Annotated in this window: 4 protein-coding genes; all 4 read right to left on the reverse strand. The window is 74.7% G+C overall.

What is annotated here, in order from left to right:
- Nucleotides 1-10 precede the first annotated feature (10 nt).
- Genes K3769_RS30665 through K3769_RS30680 form a run of 4 tightly spaced genes read right to left on the reverse strand, consistent with a single transcriptional unit; the run spans nucleotide 11 to nucleotide 21,596 of the window.
- Nucleotides 11-4,597, reverse strand: a complete 4,587-nt coding sequence (locus tag K3769_RS30665; protein WP_267029495.1) for a non-ribosomal peptide synthetase — start codon at nucleotides 4,595-4,597, stop codon at nucleotides 11-13.
- Nucleotides 4,594-7,836 (reverse strand): non-ribosomal peptide synthetase, encoded by a 3,243-nt coding sequence (locus K3769_RS30670; RefSeq protein ID WP_267029496.1) that lies wholly within the window; start codon nucleotides 7,834-7,836, stop codon nucleotides 4,594-4,596. The genes K3769_RS30665 and K3769_RS30670 overlap by 4 nt, the downstream gene beginning before the upstream one ends.
- 6 nt (nucleotides 7,837-7,842) lie before the next feature.
- Complete coding sequence (locus K3769_RS30675; protein WP_267029497.1) at nucleotides 7,843-9,474, reverse strand: amino acid adenylation domain-containing protein; 1,632 nt, start codon at nucleotides 9,472-9,474, stop codon at nucleotides 7,843-7,845.
- Nucleotides 9,468-21,596: a non-ribosomal peptide synthetase gene (locus tag K3769_RS30680; RefSeq protein ID WP_267029498.1), complete on the reverse strand. Its 12,129-nt coding sequence runs from the start codon at nucleotides 21,594-21,596 to the stop codon at nucleotides 9,468-9,470. The genes K3769_RS30675 and K3769_RS30680 overlap by 7 nt, the downstream gene beginning before the upstream one ends.
- Nucleotides 21,597-21,601: the final 5 nt, after the last annotated feature.

Consider the following 21,601-nt stretch of genomic DNA (forward strand, 5'->3'; position numbering starts at 1 on the left):
TGCAGCATGGCTACCTCGATCGAGGGTCGGGGGCGGGGGCGGTCACGGGTGGGTGGGTGGCCGGCCTCGGCGCGGGGGGTCGGGTCGCCCGCGCGGGCAGCGTGGGCACCGCCGTGAAGCGGGCGGGGATCTGGTAGTCGGGCAGCGACTCGGCGAGGAAGTCGACGAGTTCGCCGTCGTCCGGGATGACGGAACCGGTGTGCGGTACGAGGTACGCGTGGAGTTCGCCGTCGGCGCTGAAGACGGCCGCCTCTGCGATCCCGCGGTGCGAGGTCAGCCGGGTGCGGGTCTCGTAGGGTGCGACGCGGAAGCCCGAGACGGTCGGCCACGCCCCGGTCCGGCCCAGGATCTCGAAGCCGCCGGCGGCGGTGTGGCGGGCCCGGTGGCCGGTGGGGGTGAACCTCGCCCCCGCGCCCCGGGCGAGGTGGAGTTCGCCGGGGACCCCGGCGGGCAGCGGCTCGCCGTGGCCGTCGAGGACGGCGGCGGCGACACCGGGCACGGGGAGGCCGACCGGCACGACGACCGCGGTGGGTCCCGGCACGCCGTCGTGCGCCCGGTACAGGGCCAGCGGCAGGCCGGGGGTGCCGAATCCGGTGGCGAGGCGGACGCCGACGGGTTCCCGCAGGGCGGCGGGGTCGGTGTCGGCGCCGATCGCGAGGACGGCGCCGGTGCCGTGGGCCAGCGCCTCGCGGTGGTGCGCGAGCAGGGTGTTGACGGTCGTGTCGGGCAACAGGAGTGCGGAGAACGGCTCTTGGCGCCCGGCGAGGAGCGCGGCCAGCGCGGCGGGCGAGGGCGCCTGCGGGCCGGTGAGGACGAGGGTGCCGCCGCGGGCCAGGGTGGTCCACACCTCCAGGAGGAACAGGGAGCTGTCGGCCTCGGCGGTCTGCGGGACGTGTCCCGCCCCGAAGCCGAGGGCGTCGAGCGCGGCGACCGCGCCGGTGAGCGCGGCACGGGTGACCTCGGCCCGGCCCACCAGGGCGAGTACGCCACTGTCGGCCGACCGGAGCCCGCCGCCCCGACCGCCGGGACCGGCGACCTCGGCTCCCTGTGCCGCGACCCCGCTTCCTCGTGCCGCGGCCCCGGCCTCCCGGATCGCGGCCCGGGCGCCTTGTGCTGCGACTCCGGCTCCCGGTGTCGCCCCCTCGGCCTCCCGGATCTCGGTCTCGGTGATGAGGGCTTCCGTGGTGGTCGTGGTCGTGGCCGGTTCGGTGCCGGGGGTGAGGACCCGCGCCGGGACGCCGGTGCGGGCGGCGGCCAGGAGCGCGGCCACCAGGTCGGTGCCGGGCGGCAGCCGCAGCGCGGCGGGGCGTCCGGGGCCGGCGCCCTGCCGGGACAGCACCCCCGCCAACCGGTCGGCACGGGCGCCCAGTTCGCCGTACGTGACGGCTGCCTGGCCCGCGCTCAGGGCCGTCCGGCCGGGATGTTCGGCGATGTGCCGTTCCACCAGTTCGACCACCGTGGGCCCGGCGGACGCGGCCTCGGCGGCCGGCGCCGGAGCCGCGCTGGTGAGCCGGAACCTGGACACCGGCAGGTCGGGCTCGTCGAGCGCGGCGCGCAGCAGGTCGCGGTAGGCGCGCACCATGTTCCGCATGGTCTCGGCGTCGAAGAGGTCGGTGGCGTACTCCCAGATGATGGTCAGCGAGTCGTCCTCGCTGCTGGGGCGCTTGCCCACGCGCTGCTCGGCGCGGGGGATGGCGACGATGTTCAGGTCGGCCTTCGCGGTCCCGTTGTGCCCCATGAACACCTCGCCGCGCAGTCCGGCGAAGTCGAGGTCGGGGACGGCGGAGTCGTGGAAGCTGAACATGGCGGAGAACAGCGGGTTGCGGGACAGGTCACGGGTGGGGGCGACGGCCTTGACGAGCCTCTGCAACGGCACGTCCTGCCAGGTGTATCCCTCGACCGCCGTGCCGTGGACCTGCTCCAGCAGCTGCCGGAACGTGGGATCGCCGTCCAGGCGGACCCGCAGCGGCACCGTGTTGACCATCATGCCGATCAGCCGCTCGGCCTCGGCGAGCCTGCGGTTGGCCACCCCGACGCCGAGCACGAAGTCGGTCTGGTCCGCGTAGCGCGACAGCAGGGCGGCGAACGCGGTCAGCATCGTCGAGTAGAGGGTGACCCCGAACTCCCGGGCCCGCTCGCGCAGCCGGTGGTACTCGTCCGGGTCGAGGGTCAGCCGTACGACGTCGCCGCGGAAGGTGAACTCCGGCGGGCGGGGCCGGTCGGTGGGCAGTTCGAGCGCCGCGGGGGCTCCCTCCAGGGCCTTCGCCCAGTGATCGAGGTAGCGGTCCATCACGGGGCCGTCCAGCCAGGACCGCTGCCAGGCGGCGAGATCGGCGAACTGGAAGCGGGGCTCGGGCGGGGCGGCGGCGCCCTCGGCGAACACGGAGTACAGAGCGGTGAGTTCCTTCACGAAGACCGCGAACGACCAGCCGTCGTGCACCAGATGGTGCTCCACGTGGAGCAGCCGGTGGGTGTCGGGGGCGTCCCTGGCCACGACCCAGCGGGCCAGCGGAGGCGCGTCGAGGTCGAACGGCGTGGCCTGCTCCTTGGCTGTCAACTCCTGCCAGGCGTCCTCGCGTTCGGCCTCGGAGAGGGCGGAGAGGTCCACCAGGGGCACGTCGAAGGTGATGGCGTCCATCTCCACGGGGCACTGCGCCGGCACCCCGTCGACCTCGCGGAACGCGGTGCGCAGGATCTCGTGGCGGCGGACCAGCTCGGTGAGCGCGGCACGCAGGGCGGTCATGTCCAGGGGGCCGCGCAGGGTGAGGGTGGCCTGCATCCGGTACGCCTGGTTGAGGGGCGAGAGCTGTTCGAGGAACCAGACGCGTTCCTGGGGGAAGGACAGCGGGATCGGCCGGGTGCGGTCCGCGTGCCGCATCGGGGGCGCCTGGGGGACGGTCTCGCCGTCGTCGAGGGAGGCGCCGCCGTCGACCAGCGCGGCGATCTTCCGGGGCGTGGCGTGGTGGAAGAGGTGAGAGAGCGGGATATCGGTGCCGAGGTCGCCGCGGATCCGGGCGGCCAGGCGTCCCACCAGCAGGGAGTGGCCGCCGAGTTGGAAGAAGTCGTCGGTGGCGCCGGCCGGTGTGCCGCCGAGCAGCTCCGACATCAGCGCGGCGACGGCCCGCTCGGTGGGGGTGGCCGGTTCGTCGCCGCTGCTCACCCCGGACCTGTACGGCGAGGGCAGCGCCTGGCGGTCCACCTTGCCGCTCGGGGTGAGGGGCAGCGCGGGCAGCACGACCACGGTGGACGGGACCATGTGGGCGGGCAGGGTGCGCGCGCACCAGGTCCGCAGGTCGGCGGGGTGCACAGGGGCGTCGGGGGCGGACACGTAACCGACCAGGACGGTGCCGCGCGCGACGACCACGGAGTCCGAGACGGCGGGGTGCGCGCGCAGCACCTCGGCGATCTCGCCCGGTTCGACGCGGAAGCCGCGGATCTTGACCTGGTGGTCGGCGCGCCCGGCGTACGCGTAGCGCCCGTCGGGCAGGCGACGGGCGAGGTCGCCGGTGCGGTAGGCGCGGCCGTGCCCGGTGGGGACGTACCGTTCCGCGGTCAGGGCGGGGCGGCCGAGATAGCCGCGGGTCACTCCGGCGCCGGAGACGACGAGTTCGCCGACCTCGCCGTCCGGCACCGGCAGCCCTTCCTTGTCCAGCAGGTCGATCCGCACGCCCGGCAGCGGGCGTCCGATGTCGGGCGTCCCCGATCCGCTCACCTCGCCCGTGGTGGCGACGATGGAGATCTCGGTCGGCCCGTACGCGTTGAAGACGCGCCGGCCGCGGCCCCAGCGGGCCACGATCTCCGCGGGCAGCGCCTCCCCTCCGCAGACCAGCGTGCGCAGCGCGGGCAGTTCGGCCTCCGGGAGCGCGGCGACGACGGACGGCGGCAGCAGGGTGAAGGTCACCGCGAAACGGTCCATCAGGTCCACCAGGCCGGGGCCCGGCACCACGCTGTCGGCGTCGGCCAGGACCAGTGCCGCCCCACCAGTCAGGGCGACGCCGGTCTCCAGGACGGAGGCGTCGAAGCTCGACGGGGCGAACTGCAGGACGCGTTCGCCCGCTCCCACCCCCCACTCGGCGCGCATCCCGGCGATGGTGGCGGCGACGCTCCCGTGTTCGACGAGGACGCCCTTGGGCCGGCCGGTGGAGCCGGACGTGTAGATGACGTAGGCGAGATCGCCGCGGCCCACGGAGGGCAGGGCGGCCGGAGCGGTCTCGGCGGCGCCCTCCGGGTCCAGGACGCGGACGCCCGCGGGCAGCCGGCGGGCCGAGGCCCCGTCCGCGATCACCAGGGAGACTCCGGAGTCGCCGAGCATGTACTCCAGCCGGTCCTGCGGGTAGGACGGGTCGAGCGGGACCCAGGCGGCGCCCGCCCGCATGACGGCGAGCAGGGCGGTGGGCAGCGCGGGGCCGCGGGCGACGCAGACCCCGACCAGGTCGCCCCGGCCGACCCCGGCGGCCAGCAGCCGGTCGGCCAGCACCGCCGAGCGGCGCTCCAGGGTGCCGTAGGTCATGGTGCCGCCCGACCACAGCAGGGCCGGGGCGTCGGGGGAGCGCAGGGCGTGCTTGAGGAACGCCTCGTGCAGCAGGGGGGTCTTCATCGTGTCGCACCTCGTTCGTGGTCCGCGGGGGTGGTGGCCGGGGAGGTCTCCGTGAGGAGCCGGCGCGCCTCGTCGTCGGACATCGCCTCGATCTCGGCCAGGATCAGGTCGTGGATGTACTCCGCCGTTCCGGCGACGGTCGGGCGCTCGAAGATCACGCTGAGCGGGAGCTGGGCGTCGAAGGCCTGCCGCATCCGGTTGACGGCCCGGGTGGCGATCAGGGAGTGGCCGCCGAAGGAGAAGAAGTCGTCGAGGACGCCGATGCGGGGCAGGGAGAGCACGTCGGCCCAGATGTCGGCGATGATCCGCTCGGTCTCGTCGCGGGGAGCGACGTGGTCCGCCCGCTGGTGGTCCGCCGGGTCGGGCTCGGGAAGCAGCGAAGGGCTGAGCTTGCCGCTGGCCGAGCGGGGGAGCGCGGGCAGCACGGTGACGGTCGAGGGCACCGCGTACCCGGGCAGCCGGGCGGACAGGTGCTCGCGCAGTTCGTGGACGGTCGTCCCGGCGTCGTCGAGGGCGACGTAGGCGGCCAGCCGCAGGTCGCCCGAGGGCACGCGGCGGGTCACCACCGCGGTGTCCGTCACCGCCCGGTGCTCGCGGAGCGCGGCTTCCACCTCGCCCAGCTCCACCCGGACGCCGCGCACCTTCACCTGGCGGTCCATCCGCTCCAGGTAGACGAAGGTGCCGTCCGGTCGCATCCGTCCGCGGTCGCCGGTCCGGTACACGCGCTCGCCGGGCCGGCAGGGGTGCGGGACGAAGGCCGCGGCCGTCTTGGCGGGGTCGCCCAGATAGCCGCGGGCCAGGCCGGTCCCGGCGATGCACAGCTCACCGGGGACGCCGGGCGGCAGCGGGGAGAGGCGGTGGTCGAGGACCAGCACCTCGTTGTTGTCCATGGGCCGCCCGAGGCTGACCGCGCCGGTCCCGTGGGTGTCCTGCGGGCCGCAGACGTGGAACGTGGAGTCGATGGACACCTCGGTGGCGCCCCATGTGTTGTCCAGGCTGACCGTGTCGCCGAACGCGGCACGGAAGCGCTCCACGAGAACCGGGCGCAGCGCCTCGCCGCTGGACAGGACGCTGCGCAGGTTCGGGCGCAGTGCGGCGATGTCGTCGGGGGTGAGTTCTTCGAGGAAGAGGTCGAGGACGCTGGGCACGAACTGCACATGGACGGCACGGTGGCGGACGGCGGCGTCGACCAGCGCCCGCGGGTCGCGGTGCAGGCCGGGCGGCAGCAGCGCCACCGTGCCGCCGGTGATCAGCGGCCAGAGGATCTCGACGGCCGCGTCGTCGAACGGCAGGGTCGTCTTGTGCAGGACCGTCTCGCCCGGCCGCAGCCCGTGCCGGTGCTGCATCCACGCCATCCGGTTGACCCAGCCGCGGTGCGTGCAGGCCACGCCTTTGGGCCGGCCGGTGGAGCCGGACGTGTAGTAGACGGCGCACAGGTGGTCGGGGTGGACGGACATGGCCGGGGGCGCCGCCCGGTCGGCCGGGTCGACGGTGAGCGGGACGGCGCCCCCGGCGGTGACGGTGCCCGCGTGTTCGGGGGCGGTGAGGCAGACCGGGGCACCCGCGTCGGTGAGCAGGGTGGCGATCCGGGCGGCGGGAGTGGCCGGCTCGATGGGCAGGTAGGCCCCGCCCGCCTTGAGGATGCCCAGGAGGCCGACGACCAGCTGGACCGACCGGTCGATCAGCAGGCCCACGGGTATGTCGGGCCCCACTCCGCGGGCGATCAGCCGGCGGGCGACGGCGTTGGCGGCGGCGTCCAGGGCCGCGTAGCTGGTCGTGGCGCCGTCGGCGTCGACCAGGGCGACCGCGTCGGGCTGGGCCGCGGCCCTGAGGGCGACCAGTTCGTGCAGGGTGTGCCGGGGGGTGTCGACGGCCGGGCGCAGGGACAGCGCGCGCAGGGCGTCCTGCTCCGGTCCTGACAGCAGCGGGATGTCGTCCAGGAGGGTGTCGGGCCGCTCGGCGACGTGCCGCAGCAGCCGCTCCAGCCAGTGGCCGAGGCGCTCCACCGTGTCGTCGTCGTACAGGTCGGTGTCCCAGTTCACGCCGCACCACAGCCCCGCGGCACTCTGCTCGAAGCTGACGCAGAGGTCGTACTTGGCGCCCTCGTACGGCATCGGGAGTTCGGTCACGGTCACGTCCGGCAGCTGCGGGGTACGGCGGCGGCCGGTGCGGAAGTTGACCAGGATCTGGAACAGCGGGGTGCGCGAGGGATCGCGCTCGGCACCGCTCTCGCCCACGAGCCGGTCGAAGGGGACCTCGGCGTGGTCGAACGCGTCGAGCGACACATCCCGGAATCGCTCCACGAACTGACGGAACGTCAACTCCGGGGTCGGCCGGCCCCGCAGGGGCAGCATGTTGATGAGGACGCCCAGCAGGCGTTCGGTCGCGGGGTCGTCGCGGCGCGCGTAGGTGGTGCCGGTGGTGACGTCCTGTCGGCCGGTGTAGCGGTACAGGACGCCCTGGACCGCCGCGGTCAGCAGCATCGCGGGGGTGGCCCCCACGGAGCGGCCGAGCGCGACGAGCGGTCCGGCGACCTTCGGCGGCAGCACGAAGGCGGTACGCATCGCTCCCCGCCCGGCCCGTACGGCGGGCCGGGGGCGGTCGCCGGGCACCTCGAAGGGGGTGAGGTCGGCCAGTGCGGTGCGCCAGTGTGCGAGCCCGGCCGGCTCGGCCTCGTCGGCGAGGGCGTCGAGGCGGGCGGCCACGGTGCGGTAGGGCTCGGCGGGCGCCGGGACGGGGGACGGGTTCCCCGCGGTGAAGGCGGCGTAGTCGGCGGCCAGTTCGTCGTAGACGAGGGCACAGGACCAGTCGTCGGCGGCGACGTGATGCATCGTCAGGACGAGGGTGTGCTCACGCTCGCCGTGCCGGATCAGCAGGGCGCGCACGGGCAGTTCGGTGGCCAGGTCCATCGGGGTGGCCGCCTCCTGCGCGAGGGCGGCGTCGAGTGCCCCCGCGTCGGCCGCCGTCGTCTCCCGCAGCCGGAACGCGTCCGGCGGGCGGACCACTCCGACGGGCCTTGCGTCCCCCGCGACGACACCGGTGCGCAGCACCTCGTGGCGGGCCACCAGGGCTTCCAGCGACCGGCGCAGCGCGTCGCGGTCGAGGGCCCCGGCGAAGTGCAGCCGGAGCGGGATGAGGTAGTCGGACGAACAGCTGCTCAACTGGTCGACGAACCAGGTTCGTTCCTGGTCGCGGCTGAGCGGCACCTGGACCCCGGTGGGGCCGGGGGTGGCAGACATGTGCGATCAGATCCTCTCGGGCAGGGCGGCCGGGATGGCGGGAGCGGGGGCAGGAGCGGCGACGGGAACGGCGGCGAGGGCAGGGGTGGTGTCGAGCACGGCGAGGCTGCCGCGACCCCAGGCCGGCTCGGGCAGGAGGCGCCGGTCCTCCTTTCCGTTGGCGTCCAGGGGCAGCGCGTCCAGCGCCACGTACTCGGCGGGCAGCATGTGGCGGGGCAGCCGCCCGGCGAGGAAGCGGTGCAGGCCGGCGGCGGGCAGTGGACCCGTCGCACGGGGGACGACGTAGGCGACGACGCGCTTGTCGCCGGGGGGTGCGACGCGCGCGGTGACCAGGCAGGCGCGCACCCCGGGCGCCTCGCCGAGCGCGGCCTCGATCTCACCGGGTTCGATCCGGAAACCGCGGATCTTGACCTGCTGGTCGGCGCGGCCCGCGAACTCCACGGTGCCGTCGGGGCGTTTGCGGGCGAGGTCGCCGCTGCGGTAGGAGTACCGGCCCGTCGCGGGGTCGGTGACATAGCGTTCCGCGGTGAGTTCGGGCCGGTCGTGGTAGCCGCGGGAGACGGTCTCCCCCGAGATCCACAGTTCGCCGGTCTCCCCCGCCGGGAGGGGACGGCCGTGCTCGTCCATGACGTGCAGGCTCGTACCGGGCAGCGCGGTACCCAGCGGCAGCGGTGCCTCCACCTGGTCCGGGTCGGTGAGCAGTCGGCGGCAGACGGCCACCGTGGTCTCGGTGGGGCCGTAGATGTGCGCCACCGTCAGCCCGGGGTTGGCGCTCAGCACGCGCCGCACCCGGGGCGGGGACACGACGTCGCCGCCTGTGACGACGGTGTGCAGGGGCGCGAACGCGGTCGGCACGTCGTCGGCGATCCGGTGGAAGAGGCCCGCCGAGAGCCACAGATCGGTCACCTTCTCGGCCGCCAGCACCTCGGCCAGCTCCGCCGAGGTCAGCAGGTCGTCCGGCGGGAAGGCCAGACAGGCTCCGCGCAGCAGCACCCCCCAGATCTCCAGCACCGACGCGTCGAACGAGAAGGAACTGCTCTGCAGCATGGTGCGGCCGGGCCCGAGCGCGGCGAAGTCCTGCCGCAGCGCGAAGGCGGTGACATTGCGCTGCTCGACCAGGACCGCCTTGGGCCGCCCGGTCGACCCCGAGGTGTACATCGCGTACGCCAGATCGGCGGGCTCGGCCGACACCGCGTCCAGGGGGTCGGGGGCGCCGTCGGCCGTGCCGTCGGTCGTGCCCCGGTCATCGGCGCCGTCGCCGGCCGGGGCCGGATCGAGGACCACGCAGTCCGCGAGGGCGGCCGGCAGGTCCTCGCCGGTGCTGCGCACCACGACACGGATGCCGCTGTCCCGGCGCATGTGCGCCAGCCGCTCCTCGGGATACGTCAGATCCAGCGGTACGTAGGCGCAGCCCGCGCGGAGCACCGCCAGTGCCGCAACCACGAACTCGGGGCACGGGACGGCCGCCACGCCGACCAGCTCCCGCGGCCGGACGCCGAGCCGGAGCAGCCGGCGGGCCAGGCGGGTCGCCGCGCGGTCCAGTTCGCCGTAGGTCAGCCGGGTACCGGGCGCGCGCAGCGCCACTGCGTCCGGGGTGCGTGCCGCCCACGTACCGAAGGCGGAGTCGATCGTCACCATCGTGCGTCCTCCAGTCCGACCCCGAGGTCGTGCAGCAATTCGCGCAGGAAGTCCTCACCGGCGTCCGAGTTGGCCGTGACGACGAGCCCCAGACCGCGGTCCGGGTCCGCCCAGGTCAGGGAGCGGAAGCCGGGGACACCCCCGGTGTGTCCGAACCACCGTCGGCCGCCGTACGGTTTGCCCGCCGTGCCCAGTCCTCCCGGGGTGCCGGGATGGGTGCGGAGCATCTCGTCCGCCGCCTCGGCGCCCAGGAAGGCCGAGGGGCCGCCGGTGACCGCCCGCTGGATCTCGATCGCGACCCGGGCCAGGTCCCGGGGCGTGGACCACAGGCCGCCCGCGGCCGACTCCGGGTACAGGTGCCAGCCCTCCGGGTGGGGGACGCCCGCCGCGTCGTGGTTGCGGGCGACCGTGGTGCCGGGCAGTTTCGGGACGCGCGGCGCGAAGTCGCTGTCGCGCATACCGAGCGGGTCCAGGACGAGCGAGCGCATCAGGGGCGCGAAGTCCTCTCCCGTGACGTCCTGGAGCACCTGCTGGACCACGGTGTAGTTGCTGCTCGCGTACAGGTACGGCGAGCCGGGCGGGCCCACGGGCCGTACCGGCGGGGTGAGCGCCGGGGGCCGGCCGTCGAGCACCTGTGCCAGCGTGGGCATCGGCCGGTCCGCGCGGTAGCCGTCGTAGGACTGCGCGCCGAGTCCCGCGGTATGGGTGAGCAACTGGCGCAGGGTGACGCCGTCCCCGGGCAGCCGCCAGCCGGTGAGCAGGCGGTTGACGTCCGTGTCGAGGTCGAGACGGCCGTCCTGGACCAGGGACATCACACCCAGCGCGGTGACGTGCTTGCTGATCGAGCCGACCTGGAAGACGGTCCGCTCGTCGACCTCGGCGGGGTCCCCGGCGCGGAGGGTGCCGAAGCCCCAGGCCCCGCGCAGCTCGCCGTCGGCGATCACCGCGATGCCCACGCCCGGGACCCGGTGCCGCAGCATCGGCAGCCTCGGGGCCGGTGTCCCGGCGAACAGCCGCCGCACGAACGGCTCGGCCGGCCGCCGCAGCGCCTCGGGCGGGGTGTCGCCCAGCGCGGTGAGGTGCCGCAACTGCCGTTCGGCCAGGCCGCGTACGGTGCCGGCGTCGAAGTGGTCGCCCGCGTACCGCCACTCCAGGTGCAGCTCGCCGTCGAGGACCGCCGCCTCGATCTCCACGAGGTGGGAGCGCCGCTGCCCGGGGTCGACGGGATCGCCGTAGGTCCGGGGCAGCGGGCGCAGCGGGGCGTCGGACGCCTGGGCGGTGTCCCGGCGGCCGTGGTAGTTGAACGAGACCTGGGCCGGGGGCGCTCCGACGCCGCCCGCGCGCAGATACCGGGCGAGTCCATGGCCGATGCCGCGTCCCGCGGGGGTACGGGTGTGCTCGGCGACCACGTCGACCCAGGCGTCCGTGGTGTCGGACTCGGGACGGGTGATCGTCAGGGGCTGCACACTGGTGAACCAGCCGACGGTACGGGTGAGGTCGACGTCGTCGAACAGCGGCTCACGGCCGTGCCGTTCCACGTCGATCACACAGGTGTCACCGCCGGTGGCCTCGGTGAGCGTGCGGGCCAGGGCGGCCAGCATGAGGTGTTCCGGTTCGGCTCCGCGCAGCGCGGCGGCCTGGCGCAGCAGGGCCGCCGTGGGCGCGGCCGGGAGCACCACCTTCGTGACCCGGACGCGGCCCTCGGTGTTGCCGCCGCCCGGACGGTCCGTCGGCAGCGGTTCGACGGGTGGCCTCGGCAGCGCCCAGTAGGCGGCCTCGGCCTCGAACTCGCCGCTCCCCGCGTGCTCGTGGAGCCGCTCGGCCCAGTGCCCTACCGAGGTGGTCTTGGCGGGCAGTTCACCTCCGCCGCACAGCGTGTTCAGGTCCTCGGTCAGGATGTCCCAGGACACGGTGTCGACGGCCACGTGGTGGACGACCAGCAGGAGCTGTCCGGACGGCCTGAGCAGGACGGCGCGCAGCAGGGGACCGTCGGCCAGGTCGAGCTCGGCGTGCGCGGCCTCCACCGCGGCGTCGGCGTCCTGCGGGGAGTCCACGACCGTCAGAAGATCGCCGGGGTCGCCGTGCTTGTCGTGTTCGCCGTGGTCGTCCGGAGGCGCCAGGTACTGGTGCCAGTCGGCTCCCCGGCGCCGCCAGCGCAGCCGCAGCGCGTCGTGGTGCTCGGTCAGGGTGCGCAGCGCCGCCCGCAGGGTGTCCGGATCGACTCCGGGGCCGGTTGCGAGGAGCCGGCTCTGGTTGAAGCGGTCCAGGGGGCCGAGCGCGGCGTACTGCCGCTGGATCGGCCCGAGGGGCACCTCCCCGGTGACGGGGCCCTGTTCGGCGTGCACGGCGGTGCCGCGGCCCAGGGCCGCCGCCTCGTCGCAGGCCGCGGCGAGAGCGGCGATCGTGGGGTGCTCGAAGACCATCTTCGGGGTGAGGGACAGGCCCGCCTCACGCGCCCTGGCGACCGTGTGGATCAGCAGGATGGAATCCCCGCCCAGCGCACGGAAGTTGTCGTGCACCCCGATCCGCTCCACCTTGAGGACCCGGCACCAGATCCGGGCGAGGGCCTCCTCCGTCGGCGTACCGGGAGCCGTGTGGGACTGGTCCGGCGCCTCCCGGACGGCGGGGTCCGGGTCGGGCAGGGCCGCCCGGTCCACCTTGCCGTTGGCGTTGAGCGGTACGGAGTCCAGGGCGACGAGGAACCTCGGCACCATGACGTCGGGCAGCTCGGCGCGCAGCGCGGCCAGCGTACGGTCCGGATCGTCGTCCCCGACGGTGTAGCCGACGAGACTCCGCGCGGCACCCACGGTCCGTACGTCGGCGACCGCGTCCCGGACACCGGGCGCCCTGCGCAACGCGTCCTCGATCTCGCCGAGTTCGACGCGGACACCCCCGAGCTTGACCTGGTGGTCGGCGCGGCCGGCGAACTCCAGGACGCCGTCGGCACGCCGGCGCCCCAGGTCGCCGGTGCGGTAGAGCCGGGAGCCGGGCGCGCCGAACGGGTCCGGCACGAACCGCTCGGCGGTCAGCCGGGGCCGGCCGTGGTAGCCGCGGGCCAGCGTGGGGCCGCCGATGAAGAGCTCTCCGGTGACCCCGGTCGGCAGCGGCGCCATCGCCTCGTCGAGCACATGGACGGTGTTGTTGTCGATGGGCAGCCCCAGGGCGACCGCGCCCGTGTCACCGACGGCGTCCTCGGCGGTGCACACCCGGCAGGTGGAGTCGATGGACACCTCGGTGGCGCCCCAGGTGTTGTCGAGGCTCACCCGGTCCCCGAACACGTCGCGGAACCGGCGCAGCAGAGCGGGCCGCAGCGCCTCGCCGCTGGTCAGGACGGACCGCAGCCGGGGCATGGCCAGGGCCCGCGCCGGGGTGAGGACGTCGAGGAACACCTCCAGCACGCTGGGGACGAACTGCACGTGCACCACGTCGTGCCGGGCCACGGCCTCGGCGATCGCGTGGGCGTCGCGGTGCGCGCCCGGCGGCAGCAGGACCACCTGGCCCCCGGTGATCAGCGGCCACAAAATCTCCACCGCCGCGTCGTCGAACGTGAGCGTGGTCTTGTGCAGGACAGCCTCGCCGGGGCGCAGACCGTGCCGGCGCTGCATCCACGCCATGCGGTTGACCCAGCCCGCGTGGTGCGAGGCCACCGCCTTGGGCGAACCGGTCGACCCCGAGGTGTAGTACAGCGAGCACAGGTCGGCGGGCAGCGCCTCCGGCCGGGGACCCGGGCCGGGCTCGGCGGTCCAGGCCGCGGCATCGTCCAGCGCGAGAACGCGCGCGTCGACGTCCTCGGGCAGGGCCGCGCGCAGATGGGTCTGGGTGAGCACCACCCGGGCCCCGGCGTCGGCGAGGATGTACGCCTGCCGCCGGGCGGGGTGTTCGGGGTCGACGGGGACGAAGGCCGCGCCGGACTTCAGGATGCCGAGCACCCCCACGACGTGGTCGAGGGAACGCTCGGTGCACAGGGCCACCAGGTCGCCCGGCCGGACGCCCTCCAGACGCAGGCGGTGGGCCACCCGGTCGGCCCGGTCGTCGAGTTCGGCGTAGGTCCAGGCGTCGGGACCGAGCCGGACGGCGACGGCGTCCGGCGTGGCCGCGGCCTGTTCCTCGACGAGGGAGTGCAGGGTGCGGTCGGCCGGGAAGCCGGTCGTCGTGTCGTTCCAGGCGCCGACGACCTGGGCGCGTTCCCCGGCCGACAGCATCGGTACCTCGGCGACGCCGGTACGGTCCTCGGTCAGGCCGGTGAGCAGCTGGACGAACTGGGCGAGCAGCCGGTCCGCGGTGACCTGGTCGTAGTGGGACTTCTCGCAGCCCAGTTCGAGGGTGAGGCGGCCGGCCCGCATGACCTCCAGGACCAGGGGATAGCCGGTGTCGCGGACCTCGCTCTCGGCGACCGGGACGACCCCCGGCGGCAGGCCGCCGAAGCCGGTGTCGGTGAAGACGACCAGGCTGTCGAAGAGCCGCCGTCCGGGAGCCACGGCGCTCGCCCGCTGGACGGCGGGCAGGGCGACGTGCGCCCGCCCGGCCACCTCGGTGATCCGGTGCTGCACCTCGCGCAACAGCCCGGTGAGGGGGGCGGCGGGGTCCACCTCGACGCGCAGGGGCAGGGTGTTCATCAGCAGGCCGACCATGCGCTCGATGCCCGGGACGTCGCCGAACCGGCCCGAGACGGTCGTCCCGAAGACGACGTCCCGCTCCCCGCTCGTCCGGCTCAGCAGCAGCGACCAGGCGGTGTGGACGAGGGTGCCGACGGTGACGTGATGGCGCCGGCCGGCCTGTTCCAGGGCGTCGCACAGGTCTGCCGGAAGGGTCTGCCGGGCGCTCCACACGCCTGCCGTGGCGCCGGTGGGACGGCTGCCGGGCAGGGGCGTGGGCCGGGTGAAGCCCGCCAGGTGGGAGCGCCAGTGGGCGTCCTCGCGCTCGGCGCCCTCGGGGGTGTCGTGCTCGGCGAGCCGGCGCAGGTACTCCCGGTACGGGGGCGGGTCGGCGAGGACGGGCGGCCGGCCGGTCTCGCGGCGGGCGCGGTAGCCGTCGAACGCCTCGGTGAACAGGGCGTGCAGGCTCCAGCCGTCGAAGACGACGTGGTGGGTGGTCCACACGAAGCGGTGCCGGTCCTCGGCCACCCGGATCAGCAGGAAGCGGGCCGGCGGGGCGGCGCCGAGATCGAAGACGGTCCGGCCCTCCGCCTCGGTGAGCGCCGCGAGCCGTCGCGCACGCCGGTCCGGCGGGAGCGCGGAGAGGTCGGCGTACCGGAAGCGCGGCGGCGCGGCGAGCCGCACGACCTGCACCGGCCGGGGCAGGTGTGCCCAGTGGAAGGTGGACCGCAGGATCGCGTGCCGGTCGACCAGGTGGGTCCAGGCGTCCTCGAAGGCCGTCCGGTCGAAGTCGCCCTCGATGTCGACGGCGAAGGCGCGGACGTAGTCGCCGGTCTCCGCCAGCGTGTCGAGGAGCAGCCCGGTCTGCATGGGCGACAGAGGCAGGACGTCCTCGGTGCCTTCCCTGCCGACGGTGTCCAGGAGCCCGTCCAGGGCCTCGTCGTCCAGGCCGGTGAACTGGAACGGACCGCTCGCCACGGAGTCCGGTGCGCGTTCCGCCGCGGGCGCCTCGGAGTCGAGGTCCGCGAGCTCCGCCACCGTGGGGTGGGCGAAGATCTGCCGTGTGGTGACGGAGAGCCCGGCCTCCCGTGCGAGCGCGGAGACCATGACCGCCTTGAGGGAGTTGCCGCCCAGCGCGAAGAAGTCGTCGTCCGTCCCGATGTCCTCGGTGCGCAGGACGCGGACCCAGATGTCCACGAGACTTCGCTCGGCGGCACTGCGGGGCGCGGTCCGCCCGGCGGGGTCCGCCCGGTGCGCCTCCGGGGCGGGCAGCGCCGCGCGGTCGACCTTGCCTGCCGGACTGAGCGGCATCGACTCCAGGACGACGAGCCGGGCCGGCACCATCGCGCGGGGCACCTTGCCGCGCAGATACGTCCGTACGTCGGCGGGGTCGGGCGAGTCGCCGACGAGATGGCCGACCAGGAACTCCTCGCCCGCCGCGTCCCGGTGGACGGTGACGGCGGCGAGGCGCACGTCCGGGTGGCCGGTCAACGCCTCCTCGATCTCGCCGAGTTCGATCCGGTGACCGTGGATCTTGACCTGGTGGTCGTCCCGGCCCAGGAAGCGGATACGGCCGTCGGCGCGCCGCGCGGCGAGGTCGCCGGTGCGGTAGAGCCGGGCCCCGGGCCCGCCGAACGGGTCCGGCACGAACTGCCGGGCGGTCAGCGCGGGCCGCCCCAGATAGCCGCGAGCCACCCCCGCGCCGCCGAGGTACAGCTCGCCCGGCACTCCGAGGGGCACGGGCCGCATCTCCTCGTCGAGGACGTGGGCGGTGGTGTTGGGCAGGGGGAGACCGATGGTCACCTCCTGCGCGCCGGGGTCGACCTCGTCCCAGGTGGACCACACGGTGGCCTCGGTCGGGCCGTAGACGTTGACCAGCCGGGGCAGGCCCGTACCCAGCTCGGCGGCCAGGGGCTCGGGCAGCGCCTCGCCGCCGACCAGGCCGACGGCGACACCGTCCGCCGCACCGAACCCGGCGGCCAGCAGCAGCCGCCACCCGGACGGGGTGGCCTGGACATGGGTGACGCCGTGGCGGCGGATCAGGGCGCGCTGCGCGGCGGCGTCCCAGCGTCCCTCCTCGGGGACGACCACGATCCGGCCGCCCGTGGTCAGCGGCACGAACATCTCCACGGTCGAGATGTCGAAGGACAGAGCCGTGAGCCCCAGCCACACCTGGCGGCCGGCCGGCCGCAGGACATGCGTCATGGCGGCCGTCAGATGGGCGAGCGACGCGTGGGTGACCTCCACGCCCTTGGGGCGGCCGGTGGAGCCGGAGGTGTACAGCACATAGGCCACGTCGTCCGGCCCGGAGGGCTCGAAGCCGCCCGGCTCTTCCGGGGTTCCGGACGCCGGCCGCCGCCCGGCGGTGTCACCGCCGATGCCATCGCCGATGTCGTCGACGCGGACCACGCCCACCTCGGGCGGTACGGACGCCGGGAGCGGTTCGCCGCCCGCGAGGAGGACGCGTACACCGGAGTCGGACAGCACGAAGGCGGTCCGGGCGTCGGGGTATTCCGGGTCCAGCGGCACGTAGGCGCCGCCGACCCGCCAGACCGCGAGCACCGCGGCCGTCATGGTCGCCGAGCGGTCGAGGCGCAGCCCCACCCGGTCCCCGCGCCGCACCCCGGCGGCCCGCAGCCGCCGGGCCAGCCGCGTGACCTCGTCGTCGAGCCGGGCGTACGACCATTCCTCGGCGTCCGCGGAGTTCTCGGTGCCGCACACCACCGCCGTCGCGTCCGGGGTGCGTGTCGACTGCTCCCCGATCATCGCGGGCACGGTCGTGGCGGCGGGGAAGGCGTGCGCGGTGTCGTTCCAGTGGTGGACGACCCTCTCGCGCGCGGCGTCCGGCAGGATCGGCAGCTCGCCCAGCCGGGCGCCGGGCCGCTCCACGAAGGCGCTCAGCAGGTGCCCGAACGACGCCAGCAGGCGCTCGGCGTCACCGGAGTCGACCCGCAGGTCGTCGTGGATCAGCTGGAGGACGGCACCGGCCGGTGCGACGCGGACGTTCAGCATCAGCGGATAGCCGCTGCTCTGGTGGACGGGCCCCATGCGCAGGCGCAGACCGCCCAGGTCGGCGCGCTCGGCGACCGCCAGGTTCTGCATGACCAGGATGCTGTCGAACAGCCGTCGGTCGCCCGGCACCTCGGACCAGTCGTGGATGTCGACCAGCGCGGAGTGCTCGACGTCGCGCAGCCCGGCGAGCTGTCCGGCGAGACGGCCCAGCCAGTCACCGAGCCGGTCGTCGTCCGCCCAGCGCACGCGCACCGGCAAGGTGTTGGACAGCAGTCCCACGACCTGCTCGACGCGCGGCAGGTCGACGGAGCGCCCGGAGACGGTGAGCCCGAACAGCACGTCGCGGCGCCGGCTCCAGCGGCCCAGCAGCAGCGCCCAGGCGCCCTGGAACACGGTGCCGGGTGTGCAGCCCCGCTCGCGGGCGAACCGGGCCAGACCCTCCGTCAGTTCCGCGTCCAGCGCGAGTTCGACGGTGCGGGCCGCTCCGGCGGGCTCGTCCGGCGGGACCTGCCGCACCACCGGGATCGGGGTGGGCTCGCCGAAGCCGGCGAGGGAGTCGCGCCAGTAGCGTTCGACGGCGCGCGGGTCCTGTCCCGCCAGCCACTCCACGTAGGCGCGGTGGGGGACCGGTTCGGGCAGGTCGCGCGGCGGGTGCCCCAGCCGGCGCAGCGCCGTGGCGGTGGCGAAGACCTCGTTCAGGAGCGGGCCGACGCTCCAGCCGTCGGACAGGATGTGGTGGTTGTGCCACACCAGTTGGTGGGCGGCGGGGCCGGTGCGGATGAGATGGAACCGGTGGGGCGGGACACGGAACAGGTCGAAGCCGCGCCCGCGTTCCGCGGCGAGCAGTGCCTCCAGGCGTTCGGGGAGGGCGTCCGCGGGGGTGTCCGTCCAGTCGAGGACGGTGAAGTCGGCCCGTACGGTGCGGTGGACGACCTGGAGAGGGCGGTCCAGGCCCTCCCAGCGGAAGGAGCAGCGCAGCGCGTCGTGCCGGTCCAGTACGTGCTGCCAGGCCGCGACGAGCGCGTCCCGGTCGAGGTCGCCCTCGATCTCCCAGCGGTACTGGTTGAAGTAGGAGTGGCCGCCCGGGTCGTGGAGGCTGTGGAACAGCATGCCCGCCTGGAGCGGGGTGCAGGGGTAGATGTCCTGCACGTCGTCCGGGGTGAGTCCGGACAGGACGCGCTCCAGGCCGTCCCGGTCGAGGCCGGCCAGCGGGAAGTCGTCGGGGTCCACCCCGCGGGCCGCCGTGCCGGTGTCCGACGGGACCGCCACGGCGGCGAGTTCGGCGAGCGTCTGGTGGGCGAAGACCTGGCGCGCGGTGAAGGCGTAACCCGCCTCCCTGGCCTTCGACACGAGGTACACGGCGGTGACGGAGTCGCCGCCGAGGGTGAAGAAGTTGTCCTGCGCGGCGACCGGGGGGATGTCGAGCAGCCGGCTCCAGATGTCGGCCAGGACCCGCTGGACCCCGTCGGCGGGCGGTGTGCGCTCCGCGGGAGCCGCGCTCTTCGGAGCCGGCAGCCGGCGGCGGTCGACCTTGCCGTTCGGCGACAGCGGCAGGCTCTCCAGGAAGACGAGGACGGCGGGCACCATGGCGACGGGCAGGGCGGCCGTGAGGTGGCGGCGCAGCTCGTCCTCCGAGGCACCCGAGACGACATAGCCGACGAGCCGGGCTCCGGCGGGCAGCTGCTCCGCCACCACCACGGCGTGCGCCACGTCCGGGTGCGAGGCCAACCGGGCCTCGATCTCGCCGAGTTCGATGCGGTGGCCGCGGATCTTGACCTGGTGGTCGTCGCGGCCGAAGAAGCGGATGCGGCCGTCCGGGCGCCGGGCCCCCACATCGCCGGAGCGGTACAGGCGTGCCCCGGGCGGTCCGAACGGGTCGGGCACGAAGGCGCCCGCCGTCAGCGCCGGGCGCGCGTGGTATCCGCGCCCGACCCCGGGCCCCCCGATGTACAGCTCGCCCGGCACACCGACCGGCACCGGACGCATGGCGCTGTCGAGCACGTACACGGTGACGTTGTCGACGGCCGTGCCGACGGTGATCTCCGCGGCCGGGTCCGTGACGTCGTCGTACGTGGCCCACACCGTGGACTCGGTGGGCCCGTAGCAGTTGAACAGGCGTCCGGCCCTGCGGCGCAGCTCCGCCGCCAGCACGGGCGGCAGCGTCTCGCCGCCGGTCAGGGCGACCGCCAGGTGCGGGAGGCGGTCCGCCGCGGCGAGCAGGACACGCCAGCCCGACGGGGTCGCCTGCACATGGGTGACCTGGTGCCGCCGGGCGGTCTCGACGGCGGTGCCGCCGTCGTGCGCGGCCCCCTCCGGGGCCAGGACCACCCGGCCGCCGGTGGTCAGCGGCAGGAACATCTCGACCAGCGCGATGTCGAACCCGATGCCGGTCAGGCCCAGCCACACGTCGTCCGCGCCGGCGCCAAGCCGTTCCGCGGTGCCGCTCAGGAAGTTGACGAGCCCGCCGTGGTCGATCGCCACCGCCTTGGGGCGGCCGGTGGAGCCCGAGGTGTACAGCAGATAGGCGAGGTCGGCGGGGAGCGGCGCGGGCCCCGGCCGGTCGGGTGCGGCGGACGCGGTGCGGTCCGCGGGGTCGGCGTGGAACACCGGCACCCGGCCGAGCCGCTCGTGCCGTCCCCGCTCCGCGACGACGAGGGCGATGTCCGCGTCGTCCAGCATGGCGTGCAGGCGCTCGTCGGGGTGGTCGAGGGGCAGCGGGAGGAAGGCGCAGCGGGCCTTCCACACGGCGAGAAGTGTGGCCACCAGCTCCTCGGAGCGGGGCAGATGGACCCCGACCAGCGCGCCGGGCCCGGGTACGGCCGCGCGCAGCCGCGCGGCCGTACGGTCCGACCACGCGTCGAGCTCGCGGTAGGTGAGGGAGGCGGCGTCCGAGGTGACGGCCGTGGCGTCGGGTGTGGCGGCGACGGCGGCGGCGAACAGGTCGAGGACGGTGCCGTCGGGCGGCGTGGCGCCGGTGCGGTTGAAGCCGTCGACGACCTGGGCGCGGTCGGCCGCGGACAGCAGGTCCACCTCGCCGACGGCAGTGTCGGGAGCGGCGACCGCCCGGGTCAGCACCTCGACCAGCGAGTCGAGCATCCGCTCCACCGTCGCGGGCTCGAACAGGGTGCTCTCTCCCACCAGGTCGAGCCGGACGCCCTCGTCGAGATTGGCCGCGACCAGCGACAGGTCCACCTTGGCGGACGCCATGCCGATGCGCTCGCGCTCGACGGTGACACCGGGCAGTTCCCACACGTGCTCGCGTGACTCGATGCACTGGTACATGACCTGGGACAGGGGGTTGCGGGACGCGTCCCGGGGATGCCCGGAGTCCGCCACCAGCTGCTCGAAGGTGACGTCCTGGTGCTCAAGGGCCCCGAGCACCACGGTGTTCATCCGGCGCACCAGCGTGGCGAAGCCCGGGTCGTCGGTGACGTCCACGGCCAGCGGCAGGGTGTTCGCCAGCATGCCCACGAGCGGTTCGGTGTCGGCGACGACCCGGCCGGAGACCGGCGTCAGTACGGAGAAGCGGTCCTGTCCTCCGCTCCAGCGGTGCAGATAGCCGGCGAACACCGTCAGCAGGGCGGTGAAGAGGGTGACGTTGTGCCGCCTGGCGAAGTCGCGCAGCGCGGAACTCACCTCGGGCGACAGCAGCCGGCGGGCGCCGTGCCCCCAGAAGGACGGGGTGGGCGGACGTACGTGGTCGGTGGGCAGTTCGAGGACCGGGGGCATGTCGGCCAGGGCCGAGCGCCAGTACGCGAGTTGCCGCTCCAGCAGGTCGCCGGAGAGCCGGGCCGACTGCCAGGCCGAGTAGTCCGTGTACGAGGCGGGGAGCTCGGGCAGTGTCCTCGCCAGGTCCGGGCCGGGGGCTCCGCTCGTGCACGCCGTGTAGAGGGCGCCGAACTCACGGGCCAGCACACCGCACGACCACTCGTCGGCGACGCAGTGGTGCAGGTTCAGTACGAGGACGTGGGTGGTGTCGTCGCAGACCGCCAGCACGGCCCGGAAGACGGGGCCGCGCTCCAGGTCGAAGGGGAGCGCGATCTCCTCCTCGGCGAGCCGCACCGCCGCGGCCGTCCGGGCGGCCGGCGGCAGGTGCGTCAGGTCGACGGTCCGCAGCGGGGCGGGCCCGGGAGGCAGCGGGACCTGGCGGGGCGGGCTGTCGTCCCGGAACGTCATGCGCAGGGTCTCGTGCCGCTCCACCAGGGCGTCCAGCGCGCGGCGGACCGCGTCGCGGTCCAGCGCCCCGGTCAGCCGCAGCACGCGGTGGACGCTGAACGTGGAGTTGTCCGACAGCAGTCGGTCCGCGACCCACAGGTTGTGCTGGACGGGCGCCAGGGGGGCGCTCCCGGCGCCGGGGCGGCGTGGCACGGAACTCACGGCGCCCGGGGGCGCCTTCGCGGTGTCCGACCGCCCACGCAGCCGCTGTGCCAGCAACTCGCGCTTCGCGGAGGTCAGTTCCCTGCCCACCGCGACCGACTCTCCCGCTCCGGCTGCTTCTTCGGTCCGCGTCGTCATGACGG

This window comes from Streptomyces ortus, from assembly GCF_026341275.1.
Classification (GTDB): domain Bacteria; phylum Actinomycetota; class Actinomycetes; order Streptomycetales; family Streptomycetaceae; genus Streptomyces; species Streptomyces ortus.

What these genes read in the sequence shown, in the direction of transcription:
- K3769_RS30665 (WP_267029495.1), bottom strand. Translation starts at nt 4,597, where the DNA reads ATGAAGACCCCCCTGCTGCACGAGGCGTTCCTCAAGCACGCCCTGCGC.
- K3769_RS30670 (WP_267029496.1), bottom strand. Translation starts at nt 7,836, where the DNA reads ATGTCTGCCACCCCCGGCCCCACCGGGGTCCAGGTGCCGCTCAGCCGC.
- K3769_RS30675 (WP_267029497.1), bottom strand. Translation starts at nt 9,474, where the DNA reads ATGGTGACGATCGACTCCGCCTTCGGTACGTGGGCGGCACGCACCCCG.
- K3769_RS30680 (WP_267029498.1), bottom strand. Translation starts at nt 21,596, where the DNA reads ATGACGACGCGGACCGAAGAAGCAGCCGGAGCGGGAGAGTCGGTCGCG.